Here is a 21,255-nt window from a genome sequence, read left to right on the forward strand (position 1 = left end):
CGGCCGCCTCTCAGCGCTTCAGGACGTGATCGACGGCGGCGGCCGCGGCCGCCTGGCTCGGCGTCTTGCCGACCAGCTGCGCCACGATGGCGCCGGCGGCGTCGACCGCGATGCCGCGGACATTCGTCATGGCGGCGGTCTTGCCGGCCGCGATGGTCTTCTCGGCCTCGGTGAGCTGGCGGGCGAGATCGGCCTCGACCGACTTGCGATGCGCCTCGCTCTCGCGGGCGAGCCGCTCGCGCGTCTCGCTGGCGATCGTGTGAGCCCGGTTGCGCGCGTCGGCCAGCGCCTTCTCGTAGGTGGCGACCGCCGCATCGGCCTCGCCCTTCAGGCGGACCGCCTCGGCGAGGTCACCGTCGATGCGGGCGCGCCGGTCGGCCAGGATGCTCGCCATGCGGGGCAGGGCGAGCTTGGCCACCATCACGTAGAGGACGACGAAGCAGAGCCCGAGCCAGATCAGCTGGGACCCGTAGGTCTCCGCCTTGAAGGGCGGAAAGCCACCGCCGTGCCCGGAGGCCGGGGCGTGCTCCGTGGTCGCCTGGGTCGGCTGGGCCATCGGCCCCTCCCTGTATCGGCGTTACATCATCGACGTCGCATCGCGCGGTGTGTCCGCGGACGCGGCGCGTCCGCGTGCCACGAACCGCGGGATCAGACGGCGAACAGCAGCAGCAGCGCGATCAGCAGCGAGAAGATGCCGAGCGCCTCGGTGATGGCGAAGCCGAAGATCAGGTTGCCGAACTGGCTCTGGGCGGCGGACGGGTTGCGCAGCGCGGCCGCCAGATAGCTGCCGAAAATCTGGCCGACGCCGAGCGCGGCGCCACCCATGCCGATGCAGGCGATGCCGGCGCCGATGTACTTGGCGGCGATCGGATCCATGTGGAAGCTCCTTTGGTTCTGCGGGAGGGAGATCGAAGGTGCGGCGCCGCGCCGGCTCAGTGGCCGGGGTGCAGGGCGTCGTTGAGATAGATGCAGGTCAGCAGCGTGAACACGTAGGCTTGCAGGAAGGCGACCAGGATCTCGAGCGCCGTGATCGCCACCACCATGATCAGCGGCAGCGAGGCGCCGGCCCAGCCGACCGCCCCGAGGGTGCCGAGACCGGCCACGAAGCTGGCGAACACCTTCAGGGTGATGTGCCCGGCCAGCATATTGGCGAACAGACGCACGCTGTGGGAGATCGGCCGCGACAGGAACGAGACGATCTCGATCAGCACCACGAACGGCAGGATGTAGCCCGGAATGCCATGCGGCACGAACAGGCGGAAGAAGCCGAGCCCGTGCGAGTAGAGGCCGTAGACGATGACGGTGAGGAAGACGAGCAGCGCCAGCGAGGCCGTCACCACGATGTGGCTCGTCACCGTGAAGGTGTAGGGGACGATGCCGACCAGGTTGGCGAACAGGATGAAGGTGAACAGCGAGAACACCAGCGGGAAGAACCGCATGCCCTGCTCGCCGGCGGTCGAGCGGATCATGTCGGCGACGAACTCGTAGGTCACCTCCGCCATCGACTGGAGGCGGCCCGGGACGAGCTGGCGGCCCGCCGTGGTGCCGAGCATGAGGACGCCGGTGATCGCCACCGCGACGATCATGAACAGCGCCGAATTGGTGAGATGCAGTTCGGTGGAGCCGATCTTGGCGAGCGGTACGAGATTGACGATCTCGAACTGATGAATCGGATCGGCCATGACCTCGCGGGTCCCCTTGGTTCGATGCCCTCGGCGGCGGCAGCCGCCGTCAGGCGTCGCGGTCCTTCGCACCGGGTTCCGGCACGACGCCGGCCGCCCGCATCACGTTGAGCACGCCGGCCGCAAAGCCGACCAGCAGAAAGACGATCATTCCCCACGGCGAGATGCCGAGCCAATGATCGAGCGACCAGCCGAGGACGGCGCCCACGATCACGCCCGCGACCAACTCGGAGGAGAGCCGGAACCCGCGGGCGAAGCCCGCGAAGCGCGTGCCTGGTCGCGGGTCCGACGCAGACTCGGACGAGCCGCCCGCCGGGCGCTGCCGGTCGAGCTTTTCGCCGAGACGCTGGAGCCTCGCGGAGAGGTCGGCTTCCTCGGACGAGCGGTCGTCCCGGTCGTGCGCGTTCGGGGCCATGATGTCGCCTCCCGCGCAACGACGTCCGGTCGGACGTCCGCCCCCCGCCAAAGCCGCGCGGACCATACTGACCGGGGACAACCGAGTCAAGAATTCGGCGGCCTTTCGCGGGCGCCGCAACAATGCCGCTAACTCCGTGATAGATCCCGCATATCGCCGCCGTTGCGGAGGCCGTGCCGGAGCCCCCCGGGGGTCGTCGGCGGGCGCCGAATTGCCGCAATCGGGGCGATGCTGGCAGCATCGCGGCGGCGACCCGGTCGCTCGCGGCGACGAAAGGACCCCCGATGATTCGACGATCTCCTCTGGCGGCGCCCGCTGCCGCGGCCGTCACGGTGCTGGTGTCGGGCCTGCTGATGTCCGGCCTGCTGATGTCGGTGGCCGCGCAGGAGCGCACCCCGGCCCAGAGCCCGCCGGTGTCGGCGCCCGGCGCGCCGCCGTCCGGTCCCGCGGCGCCGCCTCCCGGTCTCCCGCCGGCCGAGGCCGACGGCAATCGGTTCAGCTATCACCGGCTCGCCGACGGCTTCGCCCGCCTCGACCTGCGCACCGGCCAGGTCTCCCTGTGCGGCCTGCGCAGCAGCGGCTGGGCCTGCCAGGCGTCGCCCGACGACCGGGCTGCCTTCGAGGCCGAGATCAGCCGCTTGCAGGCCGACAATGTCGCCCTCAAGAAGGCGCTGCTCGATCGCGGCCTGCCGTTGCCGAGCGGCGTCAAGCCGGACGCTTCGGTCACCACCGGCGAGGCCGGGCGGACCACCGAGAGCGAGTTCGACCGCGCCCTCGGCTTCATCGAGCGCGCTTGGCGGCGGCTGATCGAGATGATCGAGGGCCAGTCGGGCGCGCCCGGCAAGACCTGAGCTCGCCACCCTAGCGCGCGATCTGATCGCGCCACCCGAGCGCGCGATCCGACCGGGGAGCCCGAGACCATGTCGGCCGTCCTGACGCCCGTGCGCGCCGCGACCGTGTCCCGCATCGCCACCGCGACCCTGACGGTGGCGACCCGCGGCACCGGCTTCGTCGAGATCACCGCCGAGGCGCGGCGCTTCGTCGAGGCGGCGGGCGGCGGCGACGGCGTGCTGCTCCTGTTCGTCCGCCACACCTCGGCGTCGCTGGTGATCCAGGAGAACGCCGATCCGGACGTGCGCACCGACCTCGTCACCGCGCTCGATCGGCTGGCGCCCGCGAACGCCGGCTGGGTGCACGACGCCGAGGGGCCGGACGACATGCCGGCCCACGTCAAGACCATGCTGACCGGGGTGTCGCTCGCCGTCCCGGTGGTGGGGAGCGTGCCGGCGCTCGGCACCTGGCAGGGCATCTATCTCGCCGAGCATCGCGCCCGGCCGCACCGCCGCGAGGTGGTGCTCCAGTTCCTCGGCGCGGCCGCCTGAGCGCCGCCGCCTGAGCGGCGTCCGCGGCCGGGGCCGTCGCAGCTACCTCCGCGCGATGCTCGGGGGCGCCGCATCTCTCGGTTCTGCGGCTGCTGCCGCCCCGGCCGGAGTTACGGTTCGGGCGAGAACCCTCTTCCCCTCGGCTGCCGAATTGGCATAACCCCCGATTGGGCTATTGCAACAATTGCCTTATGATCGTTACGAGCGGGCGGGGCCATGCGCCCGGTCTCCCGGGTCCGGCCGCAGGATCACGCCCGCCGCAAGGGCAGGATTCGACACTTGAGTGAGATTTCGTTCTATCGCCTGGTGATCGCCGACGATCATCCGCTGTTCCGCGGGGCCATGCGGGAGGCGGTGTCGGGCCTGTTCGAGCGGGTCGAGATCGCCGAGGCCGGCTCGTTCGAGCAGATTTCCGAGCTTCTCGATCGCGGCGGCGACGTCGATCTGATCCTGCTCGACCTGGCCATGCCGGGCGTGCGCGGCTTCTCGGGGCTGCTCTATCTGCGCGCCCAATATCCGAGCGTCCCGGTCGTGGTCGTCTCGGCGACCGACGATCCCTCGGTGATCCGCCGCTGCATGGATTTCGGCGCCGCCGGCTACATCCCCAAGACGCTCGGCGTCGACGTCATGCGCCAGGGCATCATGGCGGTCCTGCAAGGCGGCCTGTGGACTCCGCCCGACATCGATCTCGACGCCGCCGCCGATCCCGAAGCCTCGGCCGCGCTCGCCCGCTTCGCCACGCTGACACCCCAGCAGGTGCGGGTGCTGATGATGCTGTCCGAGGGGCTCCTCAACAAGCAGATCGCCTACGAGCTGTCGGTGTCGGAGGCGACCGTCAAGGCGCATGTCTCGGCGATCCTCCAGAAGCTCGGGGTCGAGAGCCGCACCCAGGCGGTGATCGCCGCCTCCAAGATCGAGATCGGCCAGTGGCCGCCGGCCACGGCGGCCCAGCATTGACCGGGTCCTCGCTCACTCCGCCGCGGCGATGCGCTGGCTCTGCCACTGGGCGAGCTGGGCCCGGAGCTGAGCCGGTCGCACCGGCTTGTTGAGGATGCGGATGTCGAGAGCGCGGGCGGTCTCGCGCACCTCGCGGGTGCGGTCGGCGGTGAGCAGGAGCGCCGGCAGCGCCTCGCCGTAGCGGCGCCGCAGCGCCACCACCACGTCGATGCCGTTGGCGTCGTCCAGATGATAGTCGACCAGCAGCACGGTCGGCCGCCGGCCGGCGCGCTCGACCGCCGCCATCGCGCCGGCGAGGTCGGGCGCCTTGATGACGGTGCAGCCCCAGCCGGACAGCAGCGTTTCCATGCCGCTGAGGATCGCCGGCTCGTTGTCGACGCACAGCGTCACCGAGCCGGTGAGACGGCCGTGAGTCCGCACCGGCACCGGCTCGTGCTCCGGCTCCGGCAGGGCGACGGCGCGCGGGACCAGCACCGAGAAGTGCGAGCCGCGACCGACCTGCGAGCGCAGCGTCACCTTGTGATCGAGCACGCGGGCGATGCGCTCGACGATCGACAGGCCGAGGCCGAGCCCGCGCGCCACCTGGGCGCCGCGCTCCAGCCGGTGGAACTCCTCGAAGATGGCGCGCTGGCTCGCCGCCGCGATGCCGATGCCGGTGTCGTAGACGTCGATGCGGACGTCCCGCCCGCTGCCGCGGCAGCCGACCAGGACGCGGCCGTGCTCGGTGTACTTGATGGCGTTGGAGACGAGATTGCGCACCAGCCGGCGCAGCAGCCGGCGGTCGGAGCGCACGGCGCGGCGGCTGTGCACGAAGGTGAGGCGGAGGTTCTTCTCGCGGGCGAGCGGCGCGAACTCCACCTCGATCTGGCGGAACAGCTCGTCGATCGCGAACGTGGTGATCTCGGTCTTGAGCACGCCGGTGTCGAGCCGCGAGATGTCGAGCAGCGCCCCGAGAATCTCCTCCACCGCCTCCAGCGAAGCGTCGACATGGCCGGCGAGCCGCGCCTCGTCGGAGCCCAGCGGCCGCTCGACCAGGCTGGTGACATAGAGCCGCGCCGCGTTGAGAGGTTGCAGGATGTCGTGGCTGGCGGCGGCGAGGAAGCGGGTCTTCGACAGGTTGGCGTTCTCGGCCGCCGCCTTGGCGTCGGCCAGCTCGGTGTTGAGCCGTTCCAGCTCGGCGGTGCGCTCGCGCACCCGCCGCTCCAGCTCGTCGTTGGCGCGCTCCAGCGCCTCGGCGGCCTGCACGCTCGGCGTGATGTCGGTGAGGGTGACGACGAAGCCGCCGCCCGGCATCTGGTTGACGCGCACCTCGATCACCAGGCCGCGGCTCGGGAAGCGCTCCAGGAACGGCTCCACCCCGGCGGCGTAGCGGATCGCCCGCTCGCGCACCAGCTCGTCCACCTCGCCCGGCCCGAACGCGCCCTTGGCGGCATTGAACCGCAAGATGTCGTCGAGCGTCGAGCCGACCCGCACCAGCGCCGGCGGCAGGTCGAGCAGCTCGCCGAACTGCCGGCTCCAGCACACCAGCGCGGCCTCGCCGCTGAACACCGCGATGCCTTGGCGGACATGGTCGAGCGCGGTCTGGAGGATCTCGCGATTGTAGTGGATCGCCGCGCTGGCGTCGTCGAGCAGCTTGAGGGCCGCCTTGGTGGACATCAGCCGCTTGCGCAGCAGCAGCGACAGCACCAGCCGCGACGAGGCGGCGCCGATCGCCGAGGCGAGCAGGTGCTCGGCGTGCTGGAGAAGCTGGAAGTCGGCCTCGTGCTTGGGATCGAGGGCGATCCGCCGCGATGCCGCGAAGCCCGCGAAGGCGCTGCGGGTGCGCTCCTCGCCGAGGTAGCGCGCGACCGTCGTGGTCAGCTCCTCGACCGTCACGGCCGGGCGCCACAGGCGGAAGCTCGGCGTCGCCGGGGCGAGCCGCGACGGGACGAAGATGTCGGCCTGGAGCCGCTCGATTCCCGACGGGCCTCGGCGCAGCGACACCGCCACATAGGCCGCGATGTTGAGGGCGAGGCTGACGACGACGCCGTGCACCAGCGGCGGCAGGTCGAGCCCCAGCAGCCCCTGCGGGCGCAGCAGCACGATGCCGAGCGGCCCGTCGATCAGCAGGCCGCGGTCGATCACGCCGGCCTCGACGAGGCTCGGCAGCAGCAGCGTGTAGATCCAGGCGAGGAAGCCGGTCGCCATGCCGGCGACGGCGCCGCGGGCGGTCGCCCGCCGCCACAGGAGGCCGCCGAAGAAGGCCGGCGCGAGCTGGCTCATCGCCGCGAAGGAGAGGAGCCCGATGGAGGCGAGCTGCGCCGGCCCGGCCAGGTGGTGGTACAGGTAGGCGAGCAGCAGGATCGCCACGATGGCGATGCGGCGGACCCGCAGCAGCAGCGCCCCGACATTCTCCACCGTGCCGATCAGGGCGGCGCGCCGCCGCAGCACCAGCGGCACCATCAGGTCGTTGGAGACCATGATGGCGAGGGCGACCGATTCGACGATCACCATGGCGGTGGCGGCCGACAGGCCGCCGACGAAGGCGATCAGCGCCATGGTCTGCGAGCCGGCGGCGAGCGGCAAAGCCAGCACGTACATGTCGCCGTCGACGGTGCGGTCCGGGAAGGCGAGCAGCCCGGCCAGCGCGATCGGCACCACGAACAGGTTGATGAGGACGAGATAGAGCGGGAACAGCCAGGCGGCGCGCCGCACCTCGGCCTCGCTCTTGTTCTCCACCACGGCGACGTGAAACTGGCGCGGCAGCAGCAGGATCGCGCAGGCCGACAGGAACGTCATGGTGGCGAAGGTGGAGAAGCTCTGGTCGCCGATCAGCACGCGGGCGACCTCGGGCCGCTCCAGGGCGCGGCCGAACAGGGCGGCGGGGCCGCCGAACATCCCCCAGGTGACGAACACCCCGACCGCCAGGAAGGCGACCAGCTTGACCAGCGATTCGGTCGCCACCGCCAGGATCATGCCGTCCTGGTGCTCGGTGGCGTCGATGTGGCGGGTGCCGAACAGGATCGCGAAGGCCGCCATCGACAACGCCACCACCAGGGCCATGTCGCCGGGCAGCACCGGCGGACCGGCCGCCTCGGCGCCGGCCCCGGCCAGGATGGTGCCGAGCGACGACGACACGGCGCGGAGCTGAAGCGCGATGTAGGGGATCGAGCCGGCGATGGCGATCACCGCCACCACGGCGGCGACCGCCTGGTTCTTGCCGTGGCGGGCGGCGATGAAGTCGGCGATCGAGGTGATGTTCTGGCCCTTGGCCAGGCGGACCACCCGGGTGACCAGCGGGCCGCCGAGCCCGATCACCAGGATCGGCCCGACATAGATGGCCAGGAAGTCGAAGCCGGAGCGCGACGACAGGCCGACCGAGCCGAAGAACGTCCAGGACGTGCAATAGATGGCCAGCGACAGCGGATAGATCAGCCGCGACGCCCGCCGCTCGCGCGCCCGCGTGCGATCACCCCAGCTCGCCACCAGGAACAGGAGCCCGATATAGCCGAGCGCCACCCCGATCGCGACCCAGCCGTGCGGCACGCGCGCCTCCACCGACCGGGCTGGGGCCGCCCGGTGACGGCCGCCCGGTAACCGCAAGGTCAGCACACCCGGGCCGGCCTTGTCCATCCGCCGATGGGACGGCGAGGACGGGCTCGGCGGGGGCGTGCTGGCGTCGCGACCCCTCGGCGCGGCTGCGCGATTGTCGTTGCATTGCCGTGCGCGGCTCCGTAGTTATGGGACAAATACGTACGGCTATCGCGCACCCGGAGCCGAGGACCGGTCCGCATGTCGATGAAGCCCTTCGAGCGCGGCGACGCTCCCCCGGACGGCAGCGCCAGCACGAGCCAGCGATCCGTGCCGGCCATCTCGGACGCGCAGCTCGCCAGCGTTCTCGATACCGCGGCCGACGGCATCATCATCATCGACGAGCACGGCATCGTCCTCACCTACAACAAGGCGTGCGAGCGCCTGTTCGGCTACACGGCGGTCGAGATGCTCGGCCGCAACGTCAACGCCATCATGCCGAACGAGCATTCGCGGGCGCACGACCGCTATCTGAAGAACTATCTCGGCACCGGGCATCGCAAGATCATCGGCATCGGCCGCGAGGTGACGGCGCAGCACCGCGACGGCACGGCGATCCCGATTCATCTGTCGGTGGGCGAGGCGGTGACCTCGGCGGGGCGGCAGTTCATCGGCATCATGCGCGACCTGCGGGCGCGCAACGAGAGCGAGCAGCGCCTCGCCCAACTCCAGGCCGATCTGGTTCGCATGGCGCGGGTCTCGGCGGTCGACGAGATGGGGGCGGCGCTCGCCCACGAGCTCAACCAGCCGCTGACCGCGCTGATGCTCTATCTCCAGGCGGTCGAGCGGGCCTGCGCCAAGCACGGCTCCGGCGCCTCGATCCCGACCAGCGTGATGGCCATCCTGGAGAAGGCCGTGCACGAGGCCGAGCGGGCCGGCAGCATCATCCAGCGCATGCGCCAGTTCATCGAGAAGCGCGACCCGGTGCGGCGGCTGGTCGACATCAATCCGCTGATCGAGGATGCTCTCGAGCTGACCATCCTGGGCAGCCCGCCCGGCACCCGGATCGTTCGCGCGCTCGGCGCCGACCTGCCGCAGGTGATGGTCGATCCGGTCCAGATCCAGCAGGTCGTCGTCAATCTGGTGCGGAACGCACTGGAGGCAATCAAGGGATGTGACGTCCAGACCGTCCGCCTGTCCACCGCGTGGGCGGCTGACGGCGTGAGGATGAGCGTGCTGGACAGCGGCCCCGGCATTCGCCCGGAGGGGATCGCCGAGCTGTTCAAAGCTTTTTCGTCGTCCAAGAGCCGGGGTCTCGGACTCGGCCTTGCAATTTCGAAGTCGATCGCCCAGACCCACGGCGGCGATCTCCTCGTCGACGCGGGCGGCGGCGGGCGAGGCGCCTGCTTCACGCTGCTCCTTCCCTTGCCGGACGCGACCACGGCGGGCACGACGACAACCAAGGACGGTCACAATGGGCCAGAACGCCACCGCGGCTGGTGAGATCCACATTATCGATGACGATCCGGCGGTCCGTGACGCCCTGGCGGTGGTGCTGACGCTGGAGGGCTATCACGTCACCACCTTCGCGGACGGGCATTCGTTCCTGGCGGCCGTGCGGTCGCGGGCGCCGGCCTGCATCATCCTCGACGTCCACATGCCCGGGCGGTCGGGGCTCGACATCCTCAAGGAGCTGAACGCCAAGAACTACCCGGCCCCCGTGTTCATCATCTCCGGGCAGGGCGACATCCCGATGGCGGTCGAGGCGATCAAGAACGGCGCCTTCGACTTCATCGAGAAGCCGTTCGACGCCGAGACGGTGGTCAGCCGGGTGCGCGAGGCGATCGATGCGGCGAGCCGGCGGCAGTCGCGGGCCGGGCTCGGCGAGACTCTGAACCAATTCCCGGGCTCCGACCTGCTCACCGCGCGGGAGCGCGAGGTGCTGAACCTGATCGCCGCCGGCGCCTCCAACAAGGAAGCCGGCCGGCAGCTCGGCATCAGCCCGCGCACCATCGAGGTGCATCGGGCCCGCATCATGGAGAAGCTCGGGGCCAAGAACGCCGCCGACCTGGTCCGCATCGTCCTCTCCGAATCTCCCCGCAACGCCTGAGCCTCGTCCGGACCGCCGGCCCGTGCGGCCGGCGCCGTTCCTCTCACCGCCTCTCGGCGCTCCCGGCGGTTAAAGCATAGGTGTTAACCCTTACTGCTTCTTACGAATTGAGCCAGAGCGCCACGCCCACGATGTTCTTGCAAGAGCAGCTCGCGGGCTGCGAGCGGCTTGGGTCTGGGTTCATGGCTGTCCACGTGGTCGAAGATGATCCGGGGGTGAGCGATTCGCTTTCCCTCCTCTTGGAGCATCTCGGTTTCGAGGTGGTCCGCCACACGGATGCGGAAGATTTGTTCCGCAGCGCGCCGCCGAGCGGCAACGACATCGTCTTCGTCGACCTCATTCTGCCGGGCATCAGCGGGGCCGAGCTGCTGCGCTGGCTCACCAACCTCAAAGACCCGCCCCGCATCGTGGTGATGTCGGGCCAGTCCCAGTCCACCATCGACCTGCAACTCCGTGGCATCGACGGCATGAACGTCATCCGCAAGCCGCTGTCGCACGGGTCGATCACCCAGCAGCTCGCCCAGCTGATCGCCTGATCGGCCCCCATCGGGCAGGCCCGCGGACGCCGCCGCCGGCCTTCCGGGGCTCGCCTGGTCGATGTCGTCTCCGGCCGCGCCCGCCCGCCGCGGGTCGCATTATCCGAAAGTCGAATGCGGCTTGCGGTCGTCCGTCCGCGGCCGCCATTGACTCGGTCTTGCTGCGGTGCGATCACCCCGATGGAGTAGGCCGGCACCGATCGCCGCGCCTTCCAGGAAGGCTGCGGGAAGGCCGTCCGAAGGCTTTGTCGGGCTCAGTCAACCTGCTGTAAACATTAGTCTTTTAGCGATAAGGGTTTCTCCGTAAGCATTCATGCCAGATACGCGCGGCCGATCACCTCCGCTAATGTTTCATTGCGCTGCCGAGCGTTTCAACCCCCGGCTCGTCCGGCGAGGACCCCCATGAAGCCAGCCATCGCACAGCGATCCTTCACTGTTGCCGTCGAGTCGCCTTGTCGACTCCCGACGTCCCATCGCCCTGCCGCCGTCCAGACCAGCCACCGCCGCGACGAGGAGCCTCAAGGCCAGCGCCAGCGGGTCGGCCAGCATGCCCACATCTTCCGCGAGGGTGACCGCGCCGACCGGCTGTACCAGCTCGTCGACGGCGCCGTGATGCTCTACAAGCTGCTGCCGGACGGGCGCCGCCAGGTCGTCGAGCTGCTGAGCGCCGGCGACGTGTTCGGCCTCTCGGCGCTGCCGGTCTACGACTGCTCGTCCGAGACCCTGGTCGCTTCCAACGTCATCGCCTATGAGCGCGCCGCCGTCGAGCAGTCGCCCGAGCTGCTCCGCCGCCTCAGTGCCCATGTCCACGCCCAGCTCTGCGCCCTGCACGAGCACGCCGTGCTGCTCGGCCGCAAGTCGGCGCTGGAGCGGGTCGCCACCTTCGTGATGCATTGCGTGCCGGGCCGCGGCGGCTTCGACTGCGCCGGCCCGCGCTGCGGTGGCGACTCCGCGGTGGTCCGCCTCGGCATGACCCGCCAGGAGATCGCCGATTATCTCGGCCTGACGCTGGAGACCGTGTCGCGCGCCTTCTCCGAGCTGCGCCGCCGCGGCATCATCGCCATCGACAAGCAGGAAGAGGTCCGGGTCCACGACGTGTGCCGGATCTGCCAGCTCACCGGCGCCCACTGAGGCGAGGGGCCTTCCGCAGTCGGGCATCTCCGTTTCGGAGCGATCGTCCATCTCCTCCCCGGGCGATCCTCTTCAACTTCAAGCGCCGTGCCGCCGGTACGGCGCTCTTTTTTTGCGCCTCCGCGGCGGGTGCCGCACCGGCGGTCTTCCGAGGCCGGCGTTCGGCGTCGACCGGCTTTCCTCTCCGCGCCGAAACGATCTATGGAGGTGATGCACGCAGGACCCCATGGACACTCGCCCCCCCGACAAGACGCGCCCCGATGCGGGCGTGTCGCGCCCGCCGCCCACACCCCGTCGTCTCATCGAAACGCTGCTGATCGCCGCTGCCGGCGCCGTGCTGTTCGATCTCGCGCGCATCCCCGCCGCGTGGCTCGCCGGCGCCATGGTGGCCACCGCGGCGGCGGCGCTCGCCGGCCGCCCGATGGGGGTGCCGCGTCCGGTCGCCCGCTGCTTCTTCGTGATCGTCGGGCTGTCGCTCGGCAGCGTCGTCAATCCGGCGTCGCTCCAGGGGTTGGCCACCTGGCCGGCCAGCATCGTCGCCGTGGTGGTCGCGATGGGCTGCGTCACGCTCGCCTGCACGCTGTATCTGCGCCGCATCCATGGCTGGGACATCCTGACGGCGCTGTTCGCCGCCGTGCCCGGGGCGCTGTCGCAGGTGCTGGTGCACACGGCCGAGGAGAACGCCGATCTCCGCGCCGTCGCCATCGTCCAGACCATCCGGGTGGTGATTCTCACGGTCGGTGTGCCGGCCGTGCTGGCGGCGCTCGGGCATGGCGGGCCGACCAGCCTGGCGGCGGCGCCGTCCGGCCTGCTCGACGCACCGGCCGAGCTGGCCGTGCTGGTGGGGCTGGCGGTCGTGGTCGCCGTGGTGCTGGTGCGGGTCGGCTTTCCGGGCGGTCTGATGATCGGGCCGATGACGGTGTCGGCGGTGCTGCACGGCACCGGCCTCGTCACCGTCACGCTGCCGGCCTGGATCACCATCGCCGGCATGATCGGGCTCGGCGCCATCAGCGGCGCGCGCTTCTCCGGCACGCCGGTGCGGCTGGTGCTGTCCTTCCTGGCGGCGGCGCTCGGCTCCTTCGCGGTGGCGATCGTGGTCACCGCCGCCTTCGTGCTCACGGTGACGGCGCTGACCGGGCTGCGGCTCGGCGATCTCACCGTCGCGTTCGCGCCCGGCGCCATCGACGCCATGATGGTGCTGGCGCTCGCCCTGCACATCGATCCGGTGTTCGTCGGTGCGCATCACATCGTGCGCGTCTTCGCCGTGTCGTTTTCGTTGCCGGTGGTGATCCGGTACGTCAAACGGCGTCGTGATCGCGCAGTTGTCAAGAAGGTTGGACAATCAAGCGAACCTGACACCCAAGACGATTGACTTTCATCAATGCGAATTCGTCTCACATCCTGACTAGTCCGAACCACTCCTCATCAGCCGAACAACCGCCGCAACCCAAGGCCCCCATCATGGCTCCATCGACGGTTCGCAAGACCATGACGCTCGGCGAAGGCGGCTTGGCCTTCGTGTTCGCTGCGACGACGCTGCTGTGTCTCGTGGCTGCCGCCAAGGCTCAGGACGCGCCCTTCGCCTTCCACGCCTTCCTGTCGGCCGCGGCCAGCGTGGCAGCCGTGTTCCTGATCTTCCGCGGCTACTTCAACCGGCCGGCGGAGCTGCCCGGGGAGGAGACCGAGGACGGCCGCATCAATTACAACGACGGTCCGCTCAAGTTCGCCACCATCGCGGCGGTGTTCTGGGGCATCGCCGGCTTCACGGTGGGCCTCTACATCGCGCTCGAGCTCGCCTATCCGTGGCTCAACTTCGACCTGCCGTTCCTGAACTTCGGACGCCTGCGGCCGCTGCACACCTCGGCGGTGATCTTCGCGTTCGGCGGCAACGTGCTCATCGCCACCTCGTTTCACGTGGTGCAGCGCACTTGTCGAACCCGCCTGGCCGGCCATCTGGCGCCGTGGTTCGTGGTGCTCGGCTACAACTTCTTCATCGTGATCGCCGGAACGGGCTATCTGCTCGGCGTCACGCAATCCAAGGAATATGCCGAGCCGGAATGGTACGCCGACCTGTGGCTGACCATCGTCTGGGTCGTCTATCTGCTGGTCTTCCTGGCGACGATCATCAAGCGCAAGGAGCCGCATATCTACGTCGCCAACTGGTTCTATCTCGCCTTCATCGTCACCATCGCGGTGCTGCATCTCGGCAACAACGCGGCGCTGCCGATCTCGGCGTTCGGCTCCAAGTCCTACGTGGTGTGGTCGGGCGTCCAGGACGCGATGTTCCAGTGGTGGTACGGCCACAACGCGGTCGGCTTCTTCCTCACCGCCGGCTTCCTCGGCATCATGTACTACTACGTGCCCAAGCGGGCCGAGCGGCCGGTCTACTCCTACCGGCTGTCGATCGTGCACTTCTGGGCGCTGATCTTCCTCTACATCTGGGCCGGCCCGCATCACCTCCACTACACGTCGCTGCCGGACTGGGCGCAGACGTTGGGCATGACCTTCTCGATCATGCTGTGGATGCCGTCCTGGGGCGGCATGATCAACGGCCTGATGACGCTGTCGGGCGCGTGGGACAAGCTGCGCACCGACCCGGTGCTGCGCATGCTGGTGGTGTCGGTCGCCTTCTACGGCATGTCGACCTTCGAAGGGCCGATGATGTCCATCAAGGCCGTCAACTCGCTCAGCCACTACACCGACTGGACCGTCGGCCACGTCCATTCGGGCGCGCTCGGCTGGGTCGGCTTCGTGTCGTTCGGTGCCGTCTACTGCCTGGTGCCGTGGCTGTGGAACAAGAAGGAGCTGTACAGCCTCAAGGCGGTCAACTGGCACTTCTGGATCGCCACCATCGGCATCGTGCTCTACGTCTCCGCCATGTGGGTGTCGGGCATTCTCCAGGGCCTCATGTGGCGCGCCTACACGTCGCTCGGCTTCCTCGAATACTCGTTCATCGAGACCGTCGAGGCGATGCATCCGTTCTACGCGATCCGCGCTCTCGGCGGCGCCCTGTTCGTGATCGGCTCGCTGATCATGGCGTGGAACGTGTGGAAGACCGTGCAGTCCGGCGAGCCGGCGCCCGTCGCGTCGCGCCCCGTGATGCAGCCGGCCGAGTGAGGGAGCACGACCCATGTCGATCATGGCCAAGCACGCCATCCTCGAGAAGAACTCGATCCTCCTCCTCATCGGCATCCTGCTGGTGATCTCGGTCGGTGGTCTCGTCGAGATCGCGCCGCTCTTCTATCTGAAGAGCACCATCGAGAAGGTGGAGGGCATGCGGCCCTACACCCCGCTGGAGCTCGCCGGGCGCGACATCTATGTCCGTGAAGGCTGCTATACCTGCCACTCGCAGCAGGTGCGGCCGCTGCGCGACGAGGTCGAGCGCTACGGCCACTACTCGCTCGCCGCCGAGAGCATGTACGATCATCCGTTCCAGTGGGGCTCGAAGCGCACCGGCCCCGACCTGTCGCGGGTGGGCGGCAAGTACTCCGACGAGTGGCACGTCGCGCATCTGAAGAACCCGCGCGCCGTGGTGCCGCAGTCGATCATGCCGGGCTACGCCTTCTTGGCGAATACGGAGCTGGAGCCGAAGGGGATCGCCGGCCGCATGCAGGCACTGCAAACGATCGGCGTGCCCTACACGGACGACCAGATCAAGAACGCCGCCAAGGACCTCAAGATCCAGGCGACGACCGACGATCCGGGCGCGGCCGATCTCCAGGGCCGCTACGCCAAGTCGACGGCGCGCGACTACGACGGCAACCCGTCGCGGGTGACCGAGATGGACGCCCTCGTGGCCTATCTTCAGATGTTGGGCACGCTGGTCGATCTGAAGCTCTACAACGACAAAGCCAACCTGCGCTGAGAGGGGACCATGCGTGCAGAACCCGGCCTGTCCCTGATCACCACTTTCGTCTCGAACATGTGGACGCCCATCTTCGTCGCCCTGTTCCTGGCGGTGCTCGCCTACGCCCTGTGGCCGCGCAACGGCGCGATCTTCGACCACGCGGCCAAGATGCCTCTGCGGGAGGACTGAGACATGGCGAAAGAAGACATCGACGCCGTCACCGGCACCGCGACGACCGGCCACGAGTGGGACGGCATCAAGGAGCTGAACAACCCGCTGCCGCGCTGGTGGCTGTGGACGTTCTATGCCTCCATCGTGTGGGCGGTCCTGTACTGGATCGCCTATCCGGCGTGGCCGCTGGTGTCGAGCTATACATCGGGCCTGCTCGGCTACTCGTCGCGGGCCAATGTGGCGGCCGACATGGCGGCCCTCCAGGCGCTGCGTGGCGAGAAGGGCGCGGCGCTCGCCAAGGCGGAGCTGGTCGACATCGAGAAGGACCCGGCGCTGCTCGCCTTCGCCCGTGCCCAGGGCCGTGCCGCCTTCGGCGACAACTGCGCGCCCTGCCACGGCACCGGCGCCACCGGCTCGAAGGGCTTCCCCAACCTCAACGACGACGATTGGCTGTGGGGCGGCACGCTCGAAGCCGTCCATCAGACCATCCAGTACGGCGTTCGCTCCGGCCACACCAAGGCGCGCGAGAACCTGATGCCGGCGTTCGGCAAGGACGGCACGCTGAAGAAGGACGAGATCGTCCAGGTGGCGAGCTATGTGCGCTCGCTGGCGGGCCTCCCGGTCCCGCAGGGCGTCAATCTCGAGGCCGGCAAGAAGCTGTTCGCCGACAACTGCACGGTCTGTCACGGCGACGACGCCAAGGGCAACCCGGAGCTGGGCGCCCCCAACCTGACCGATCGCATCTGGCTGTACGGCTCCGACCAGGAGGCGGTGGTCGAGACCATCACCAACTCGCGTGCCGGCGTGATGCCGGCCTGGGCCGACCGTCTCGATCCGGTCACCGTCAAGGCGCTCGCCGTCTATGTCCATACGCTCGGCGGTGGACGCTGACGTATTCAGACTTGAGAATGATCAAGTCGACGGACCGTACCGTCGCCTACAACGAAACGCCCCGGTCCGTGCGGGACCGGGGCTGAGCTCGATCCGGAGCGAAGACCATCCGGACCCAGGATGATCCGGAGCAACATGGTGCCCCCGCCCATGAACGTGCCCGTCCAGCCCCCCGCCGCCATCGCCGCGGTGCCCGACACACCGCTCTACGAGGCCGGCAAGACAGTTTATCCGCAGAGCGTCAAGGGCCGCTTCCGCACCGTCAAATGGGTGCTGATGGCGGTGTTCCTCGGCATCTACTATCTGCTGCCCTTCGTGCGCTGGGACCGCGGCCCCAACTCGCCCGATCAGGCCGTCCTGGTCGACATCCCCAACACCCGTTTCTACTTCTTCTTCATCGAGCTGTGGCCCCAGGAGGTCTACTACTTCACCGGGTTGCTGGTGATCGCCGCGATGGTGCTGTTCCTGATGAACGCCGTCGCGGGCCGCGTCTGGTGCGGCTACGCCTGCCCGCAGACCGTGTGGACGGACCTGTTCTACGCGGTCGAGCGGTGGATCGAGGGCGATCGTCGCGAGCGCATGAAGAAGGCCAAGGCCGGGCTCACGGCGCGCCGGGTCGGCGAGCTCACGCTCAAGCACGGCATCTGGCTGCTGATCGCCTGGTGGACCGGCGGCGCCTGGGTACTCTACTTCGCCGACGCACCGACCCTGGTGAAGGACCTCGCCACCTTCCAGGCCCCGATGGTGGCCTATGCGTGCATCGGCGTCCTCACCTTCACCACCTACACGCTCGCCGGCCACATGCGCGAGCAGGTGTGCATCTACATGTGCCCATGGCCGCGCATCCAGGCCGCGCTGACCGACGAGTGGGCGCTGAACGTCACCTATCGCTACGACCGCGGCGAGCCGCGCACCTCGACCAAGAAGGCGGCCGATCTGCGCGCGCTCGGCGCCAAGGCGGGCGACTGCGTCGACTGCCTGCAATGCGTCGCCGTCTGCCCGACCGGGGTCGACATCCGCGACGGCGCGCAGCTCGGCTGCATCCAGTGCGGCTTGTGCATCGACGCCTGCGACGCCGTGATGGCCAAGGTGGGCCGGCCGACCGGGCTGATCGCCTACGACAACGACGTCAACATCGAGCGCCGGCTCGCCGGCGAGCCGCCGGTCTATCGCTTCGTGCGTGCCCGCACGCTGATCTACACCGGCATCATCGCGCTGGTCGGGCTGGTGATGCTCTACACCCTGTCGACCCGCACCATGGTCGACGTCAACGTGCTGCACGACCGCAACCCGCTGTTCGTGTCGCTGTCCGACGGCTCGGTCCGCAACGCCTACACGGTCCGCTTCCTCAACAAGCGGTCGGATCTGCGCACTTTCGAGCTGTCGGTCGCCGGGGTGCCGATCCCGGTCGTGCACGTCATCGGCGAGGAGCCGGGGAGCCGCACCATCGTGGCGGTCGGTCCGGATCAGACCCGCGAGGTGCGCGTTCTCGTCACCGTGCCGCCCGCCGCCCGCATCGAGAAGTCGAACGGCATCACCTTCACGGTGCGCGACGTCGACTCGGGCGACACCGCGACCGCCACCGACCACTTCTTCGGCCCGTGACGGCCCCGACAGGAGCGACCCCCATGGACACGGACCTCGCGGCTTCGGGCCGCCCGCCTCGCCCGCTGACCGGGCGCCGCGTCGCGGTGTATCTCGGCGCCTTCTTCGCCCTGGTGATCGGCGTCAACGGCATCATGATGAAGCTCGCCGTCGACACCCTGCCGGGCACCGTGGTGGACAGTGCCTATCGGGCGAGCCTCGCCTACAACGGCGAGATCGCCGCCGCGCAGGCGCAGGCGGCGCGCGCCTGGCGGGTCGCCGCCCATGTGGAGCGCGGCGCCGACAGCCGCGCCAGCGTGCGCATCGAGGCGCGCGACGGCGCCGACCTGCCGGTCAGCGGGCTCGTCGTCTCGGCCCGGCTGGCGCGCCCGACCGACCGGCGCGACGACCGCCCGGTGCGCCTCGCCGAGCGCGACATCGGCATCTATCGCGGCGAGGCCGCGGACGTGCCGCCCGGCCAGTGGGATCTGGTGATCGAGGCGGAGCGCGGCGGCGACCGCGTCTATCTCTCGCGCAACCGGGTGGTGCTGCCTTAGCATCGGCCGCAGCGCCGTAAACGCGGCGCTCGGACTCCCTCTCCCCGCCAGCGGGGAGAGGGTCGGGGTGAGGGGCGGTGGCGGTTCGCACCGAGCCGCGACGCCCTCTCGCCCGGCCCCCATGCCTTCGGCATGCGGTCCGACCTCTCCCCCCGCGCGGAGAGGTGAGGGCCGCGGGACACGGGAACAGCGTGGACATGACCGAGACCCCCGTTCTCACCAAGACCGATCTCACCAATCCCGATCTCTCCCACTTTGTGGAGAAGCTCGACGACGGCCGCGCCCGCCTCAATCTCGCGGTCGAGGGCATGACCTGCGCGGCCTGCATGTTCGAGATCGAGGGCGGGCTCGGCACCCTGCCGAACGTTACCCAGGCGCGCGCCAATCTCACCGCTGGCCGCGTCGCGGTGGAGTGGCGGGACGATGCGGTCGATCCCGCCGCCGTGGTCGGGCGGCTCGCCGCGCTCGGCTACAAGGCGTATCCGTTCGACGCGCGGCGCATGGAGTCCGAGGAGCAGCAGGAGGCCAAGTTCCTGCTGCGCTGCCTCGGCGTCGCCGCCTTCGCGGCCATGAACGTGATGCTGCTGTCGGTCTCCGTGTGGTCCGGCAACGTCACCGACATCACGCCGGAGCAGCGCGACTTTTTCCACTGGCTGTCGGCCCTGATCGCGCTGCCGGCGGTGGCCTATGCGGGCCAGCCGTTCTTCCGCTCGGCGATGCGGGCCGTGCTGGCCGGTCGCCTCAACATGGACGTGCCGATCACCCTCGGGGTGCTGCTCGCCCTCGCTCTCTCGGTGTTCGAGACGCTCAACCACGCCGAGCACGCCTATTTCGATTCCGCCGTGATGCTGCTCGCCTTCCTGCTGGCCGGCCGCTGGCTCGACCAGAACATGCGCCGGCGCACCCGCGCGGTCGCCGCCAATCTCGCCGCCCTCAAGGCCGAGACGGCGGTGAAGTTCGTCGGCGACGGCGAGATCAGCGAGGTGCCGGTGGCGGCGATCCGGCCCGGCGATCTCGTGCTGGTGCGCCCGGGCGAGCGCATCGCGGTCGACGGCGAGGTGGAGGAGGGGCGCTCCGAGATCGACCAGAGCCTGGTCACCGGCGAGACCGCGCATGTCACGGCCGAGCGCGGCACGCTGGTCTATGCCGGCACCCTCAACGTCGTCGGCACGCTGCGGGTGCGGGTGGGGGCGGTCGAGCGCGGCACCCTGCTCGACGAGGTGACGCGGCTCCTGGACCGCGCCGTCGAGGCGCGCTCGCACTATGTCCGGCTGGCCGAGCGGGCGGCGCGGCTCTACGCGCCGGTCGTCCATCTCACGGCGCTCCTCACGCTCGGCGGATGGGTGATGGCCGGCGCCGGCTGGCATCAGTCGGTGGTGATCGCCATCGCGGTGCTCATCATCACCTGCCCATGCGCGCTCGGCCTGGCGATTCCCGCCGTCCAGGTGGTGGCGTCGGGCGCGCTGTTCCGCGGCGGCGTGCTGCTCGCCTCCGGCGACGCCATCGAGCGGCTCGCCGCGGTCGATACCGTGATCTTCGACAAGACCGGCACGCTGACGCTGCCGGAGCCCGAGCTGGTCAACGGCGATGCCGTCGATCCCGCCGTGCTGGCGCTCGCCGGCCGGCTGGCGCTGACCAGCCGCCATCCGCTCGCCGCCGCGGTCGCCCGCGCGGCGGGCGCCACCACGCCGCTCGCAGGGGCCAGCGAGGAGCCGGGGCAGGGGGTGCTGGCCGTGGTGGACGGCGAGGAGCTGCGGCTCGGCCGGCCGTCCTGGTGCGGCGCCGAGGCGGCGGCGGCGCGGCTCGCGGTGGCCGATCCGGAAGCCTCGGTGATCGCCTTTCGGCACGGTTCCGCGACGGCGGTCTTCGCGGTGCGTCAGCGCCTGCGTGCCGACGCCACCGCGGTGATCGCCGGCCTCCGGGCGCGCGGCCTCTCGGTCGAGATCCTGTCGGGCGACCGCGAGGCCGCGGTCTCGCATGTGGCCCGCCAGCTCGGCGTTGCCACGGCGCGAGCGGGCGCCACCCCGGCCGACAAGATCGCCCATGTGGAGGCGCTGCGGGCCGCCGGCCGCACCGTGCTGATGGTCGGCGACGGCATCAACGATGCCCCCGCGCTCGCCGCCGCCGACGTGTCGCTGTCGCCGGTCTCGGCCGCCCATCTGACGCAGTCGGCCTCCGACGCGGTGTTCCTCGGCGACCGCCTCCAGCCGGTGGCGACCGCTCTCGACGTCACCCGCCGGGCGCGCCGCATCATGACCGAGAACCTGTGGCTCGCGGTGGTCTACAACGCCATCGCGGTGCCGGTGGCGATCGCCGGTTATGCCACCCCGCTGGTCGCCGCGGTGGCGATGTCGGGCTCGTCCATGCTGGTCATCCTCAACGCGCTGCGTGCCCGCGCGCCGGGCCGCGACCCACCGGGCGCCGGCGGGCCGGACGGCATCGACATTGTGCGGGCGGCGCCCCGCCCCATATGAATCGAAGC

General features: G+C 69.8%; 20 protein-coding genes. 15 read left to right on the forward strand and 5 right to left on the reverse strand.

Annotated elements, in window-relative coordinates; translation table 11 throughout:
• Window positions 1-10 precede the first annotated feature (10 nt).
• The 4 genes from ACFQUV_RS16060 to ACFQUV_RS16075 form a co-directional block, all read right to left on the reverse strand.
• A complete protein-coding gene (locus ACFQUV_RS16060; RefSeq protein ID WP_129611671.1) occupies window positions 11-556 on the reverse strand; it encodes a F0F1 ATP synthase subunit B' in 546 nt (181 codons plus the stop codon).
• Window positions 557-648: 92 nt separating this feature from the next.
• Window positions 649-876: a F0F1 ATP synthase subunit C gene (locus ACFQUV_RS16065; protein ID WP_111388510.1), complete on the reverse strand. Its 228-nt coding sequence runs from the start codon at window positions 874-876 to the stop codon at window positions 649-651.
• A 56-nt stretch (window positions 877-932) separates the two neighbouring features.
• Entirely contained in the window at window positions 933-1,682 is a 750-nt protein-coding gene (locus ACFQUV_RS16070; protein ID WP_129611672.1) for a F0F1 ATP synthase subunit A, read from the reverse strand.
• 49 nt (window positions 1,683-1,731) lie between these two features.
• Window positions 1,732-2,097: an AtpZ/AtpI family protein gene (locus ACFQUV_RS16075; protein WP_129611673.1), complete on the reverse strand. Its 366-nt coding sequence runs from the start codon at window positions 2,095-2,097 to the stop codon at window positions 1,732-1,734.
• A 284-nt stretch (window positions 2,098-2,381) separates the two neighbouring features.
• Between ACFQUV_RS16075 and ACFQUV_RS16080 the strand changes: the two genes are divergently transcribed.
• The 3 genes from ACFQUV_RS16080 (at window position 2,382) to ACFQUV_RS16090 (ending at window position 4,436) form a co-directional block, all read left to right on the forward strand.
• Complete coding sequence (locus tag ACFQUV_RS16080) at window positions 2,382-2,948, forward strand: hypothetical protein (RefSeq protein WP_129611674.1); 567 nt, start codon at window positions 2,382-2,384, stop codon at window positions 2,946-2,948.
• Window positions 2,949-3,017: 69 nt separating this feature from the next.
• Entirely contained in the window at window positions 3,018-3,479 is a 462-nt protein-coding gene (locus ACFQUV_RS16085) for a secondary thiamine-phosphate synthase enzyme YjbQ (RefSeq protein ID WP_129611675.1), read from the forward strand.
• A gap of 270 nt (window positions 3,480-3,749) precedes the next feature.
• Complete coding sequence (locus tag ACFQUV_RS16090; RefSeq protein WP_371851762.1) at window positions 3,750-4,436, forward strand: response regulator transcription factor; 687 nt, start codon at window positions 3,750-3,752, stop codon at window positions 4,434-4,436.
• A gap of 12 nt (window positions 4,437-4,448) precedes the next feature.
• Here the strand turns inward: ACFQUV_RS16090 and ACFQUV_RS16095 are convergent, their stop codons facing one another.
• Entirely contained in the window at window positions 4,449-7,961 is a 3,513-nt protein-coding gene (locus tag ACFQUV_RS16095; RefSeq protein ID WP_244601772.1) for a NahK/ErcS family hybrid sensor histidine kinase/response regulator, read from the reverse strand.
• A 246-nt stretch (window positions 7,962-8,207) separates the two neighbouring features.
• On the opposite strand from ACFQUV_RS16095, the gene ACFQUV_RS16100 reads away from it, so the two are divergent.
• The 12 genes from ACFQUV_RS16100 to ACFQUV_RS16155 all read left to right on the forward strand — a co-directional run bounded on the left by ACFQUV_RS16100 (window position 8,208) and on the right by ACFQUV_RS16155 (window position 21,247).
• On the forward strand, window positions 8,208-9,449 hold the full coding sequence (locus ACFQUV_RS16100; protein ID WP_111385965.1) for a nitrogen regulation protein NR(II): 1,242 nt from the start codon (window positions 8,208-8,210) through the stop codon (window positions 9,447-9,449).
• Entirely contained in the window at window positions 9,421-10,056 is a 636-nt protein-coding gene (locus ACFQUV_RS16105; protein ID WP_111385966.1) for a response regulator transcription factor, read from the forward strand. The genes ACFQUV_RS16100 and ACFQUV_RS16105 overlap by 29 nt, the downstream gene beginning before the upstream one ends.
• A 137-nt stretch (window positions 10,057-10,193) precedes the next feature.
• The gene (locus ACFQUV_RS16110) at window positions 10,194-10,592 is read left to right on the forward strand and encodes a response regulator (RefSeq protein WP_378395243.1); all 399 of its coding nucleotides are present in this window, start codon (window positions 10,194-10,196) and stop codon (window positions 10,590-10,592) included.
• Between the two features lie 402 nt (window positions 10,593-10,994).
• A complete protein-coding gene (locus ACFQUV_RS16115; protein ID WP_207211627.1) occupies window positions 10,995-11,723 on the forward strand; it encodes a helix-turn-helix domain-containing protein in 729 nt (242 codons plus the stop codon).
• 226 nt (window positions 11,724-11,949) lie between these two features.
• Window positions 11,950-13,095 (forward strand): AbrB family transcriptional regulator, encoded by a 1,146-nt coding sequence (locus tag ACFQUV_RS16120; protein WP_129611677.1) that lies wholly within the window; start codon window positions 11,950-11,952, stop codon window positions 13,093-13,095.
• An 89-nt stretch (window positions 13,096-13,184) separates the two neighbouring features.
• On the forward strand, window positions 13,185-14,840 hold the full coding sequence (gene ccoN, locus ACFQUV_RS16125) for a cytochrome-c oxidase, cbb3-type subunit I (RefSeq protein WP_129611678.1): 1,656 nt from the start codon (window positions 13,185-13,187) through the stop codon (window positions 14,838-14,840).
• 13 nt (window positions 14,841-14,853) lie between these two features.
• Window positions 14,854-15,588, forward strand: coding sequence for a cytochrome-c oxidase, cbb3-type subunit II (ccoO, locus tag ACFQUV_RS16130; RefSeq protein WP_129611679.1), 735 nt, complete (start codon window positions 14,854-14,856; stop codon window positions 15,586-15,588).
• 9 nt (window positions 15,589-15,597) lie between these two features.
• Window positions 15,598-15,759: a cbb3-type cytochrome c oxidase subunit 3 gene (locus ACFQUV_RS16135; RefSeq protein ID WP_111385970.1), complete on the forward strand. Its 162-nt coding sequence runs from the start codon at window positions 15,598-15,600 to the stop codon at window positions 15,757-15,759.
• Between the two features lie 3 nt (window positions 15,760-15,762).
• Window positions 15,763-16,632 (forward strand): cytochrome-c oxidase, cbb3-type subunit III, encoded by an 870-nt coding sequence (gene ccoP / locus ACFQUV_RS16140; protein ID WP_129611680.1) that lies wholly within the window; start codon window positions 15,763-15,765, stop codon window positions 16,630-16,632.
• Between the two features lie 150 nt (window positions 16,633-16,782).
• Window positions 16,783-18,237: a cytochrome c oxidase accessory protein CcoG gene (ccoG, locus tag ACFQUV_RS16145; protein ID WP_129611681.1), complete on the forward strand. Its 1,455-nt coding sequence runs from the start codon at window positions 16,783-16,785 to the stop codon at window positions 18,235-18,237.
• Window positions 18,238-18,260: 23 nt separating this feature from the next.
• Window positions 18,261-18,773 carry a FixH family protein gene (locus ACFQUV_RS16150; RefSeq protein WP_129611682.1) on the forward strand — a complete coding sequence of 171 codons (513 nt, stop codon included), beginning with the start codon at window positions 18,261-18,263 and terminating at the stop codon, window positions 18,771-18,773.
• Between the two features lie 197 nt (window positions 18,774-18,970).
• Window positions 18,971-21,247, forward strand: coding sequence for a heavy metal translocating P-type ATPase (locus tag ACFQUV_RS16155; protein ID WP_129611683.1), 2,277 nt, complete (start codon window positions 18,971-18,973; stop codon window positions 21,245-21,247).
• Window positions 21,248-21,255 lie beyond the last annotated feature (8 nt).

The sequence above is a fragment of the Rhodoplanes sp. P11 genome (genome assembly GCF_964266735.1).
GTDB classification, from domain to species: domain Bacteria; phylum Pseudomonadota; class Alphaproteobacteria; order Rhizobiales; family Xanthobacteraceae; genus Rhodoplanes; species Rhodoplanes serenus.

Excerpts from the sequence above, each read along its gene's own strand:
- ACFQUV_RS16150 (WP_129611682.1), top strand. The coding sequence starts at position 18,261 with ATGGACACGGACCTCGCGGCTTCGGGCCGCCCGCCTCGCCCGCTGACC.
- ccoP (WP_129611680.1), top strand. The coding sequence starts at position 15,763 with ATGGCGAAAGAAGACATCGACGCCGTCACCGGCACCGCGACGACCGGC.
- ccoN (WP_129611678.1), top strand. The coding sequence starts at position 13,185 with ATGGCTCCATCGACGGTTCGCAAGACCATGACGCTCGGCGAAGGCGGC.
- ACFQUV_RS16080 (WP_129611674.1), top strand. The coding sequence starts at position 2,382 with ATGATTCGACGATCTCCTCTGGCGGCGCCCGCTGCCGCGGCCGTCACG.
- ACFQUV_RS16075 (WP_129611673.1), bottom strand. The coding sequence starts at position 2,097 with ATGGCCCCGAACGCGCACGACCGGGACGACCGCTCGTCCGAGGAAGCC.
- ACFQUV_RS16100 (WP_111385965.1), top strand. The coding sequence starts at position 8,208 with ATGTCGATGAAGCCCTTCGAGCGCGGCGACGCTCCCCCGGACGGCAGC.
- ACFQUV_RS16105 (WP_111385966.1), top strand. The coding sequence starts at position 9,421 with ATGGGCCAGAACGCCACCGCGGCTGGTGAGATCCACATTATCGATGAC.
- ACFQUV_RS16060 (WP_129611671.1), bottom strand. The coding sequence starts at position 556 with ATGGCCCAGCCGACCCAGGCGACCACGGAGCACGCCCCGGCCTCCGGG.
- ACFQUV_RS16120 (WP_129611677.1), top strand. The coding sequence starts at position 11,950 with ATGGACACTCGCCCCCCCGACAAGACGCGCCCCGATGCGGGCGTGTCG.
- ACFQUV_RS16115 (WP_207211627.1), top strand. The coding sequence starts at position 10,995 with ATGAAGCCAGCCATCGCACAGCGATCCTTCACTGTTGCCGTCGAGTCG.
- ccoG (WP_129611681.1), top strand. The coding sequence starts at position 16,783 with ATGAACGTGCCCGTCCAGCCCCCCGCCGCCATCGCCGCGGTGCCCGAC.
- ACFQUV_RS16155 (WP_129611683.1), top strand. The coding sequence starts at position 18,971 with ATGACCGAGACCCCCGTTCTCACCAAGACCGATCTCACCAATCCCGAT.
- ACFQUV_RS16135 (WP_111385970.1), top strand. The coding sequence starts at position 15,598 with ATGCGTGCAGAACCCGGCCTGTCCCTGATCACCACTTTCGTCTCGAAC.
- ACFQUV_RS16065 (WP_111388510.1), bottom strand. The coding sequence starts at position 876 with ATGGATCCGATCGCCGCCAAGTACATCGGCGCCGGCATCGCCTGCATC.
- ACFQUV_RS16070 (WP_129611672.1), bottom strand. The coding sequence starts at position 1,682 with ATGGCCGATCCGATTCATCAGTTCGAGATCGTCAATCTCGTACCGCTC.
- ACFQUV_RS16085 (WP_129611675.1), top strand. The coding sequence starts at position 3,018 with ATGTCGGCCGTCCTGACGCCCGTGCGCGCCGCGACCGTGTCCCGCATC.
- ccoO (WP_129611679.1), top strand. The coding sequence starts at position 14,854 with ATGTCGATCATGGCCAAGCACGCCATCCTCGAGAAGAACTCGATCCTC.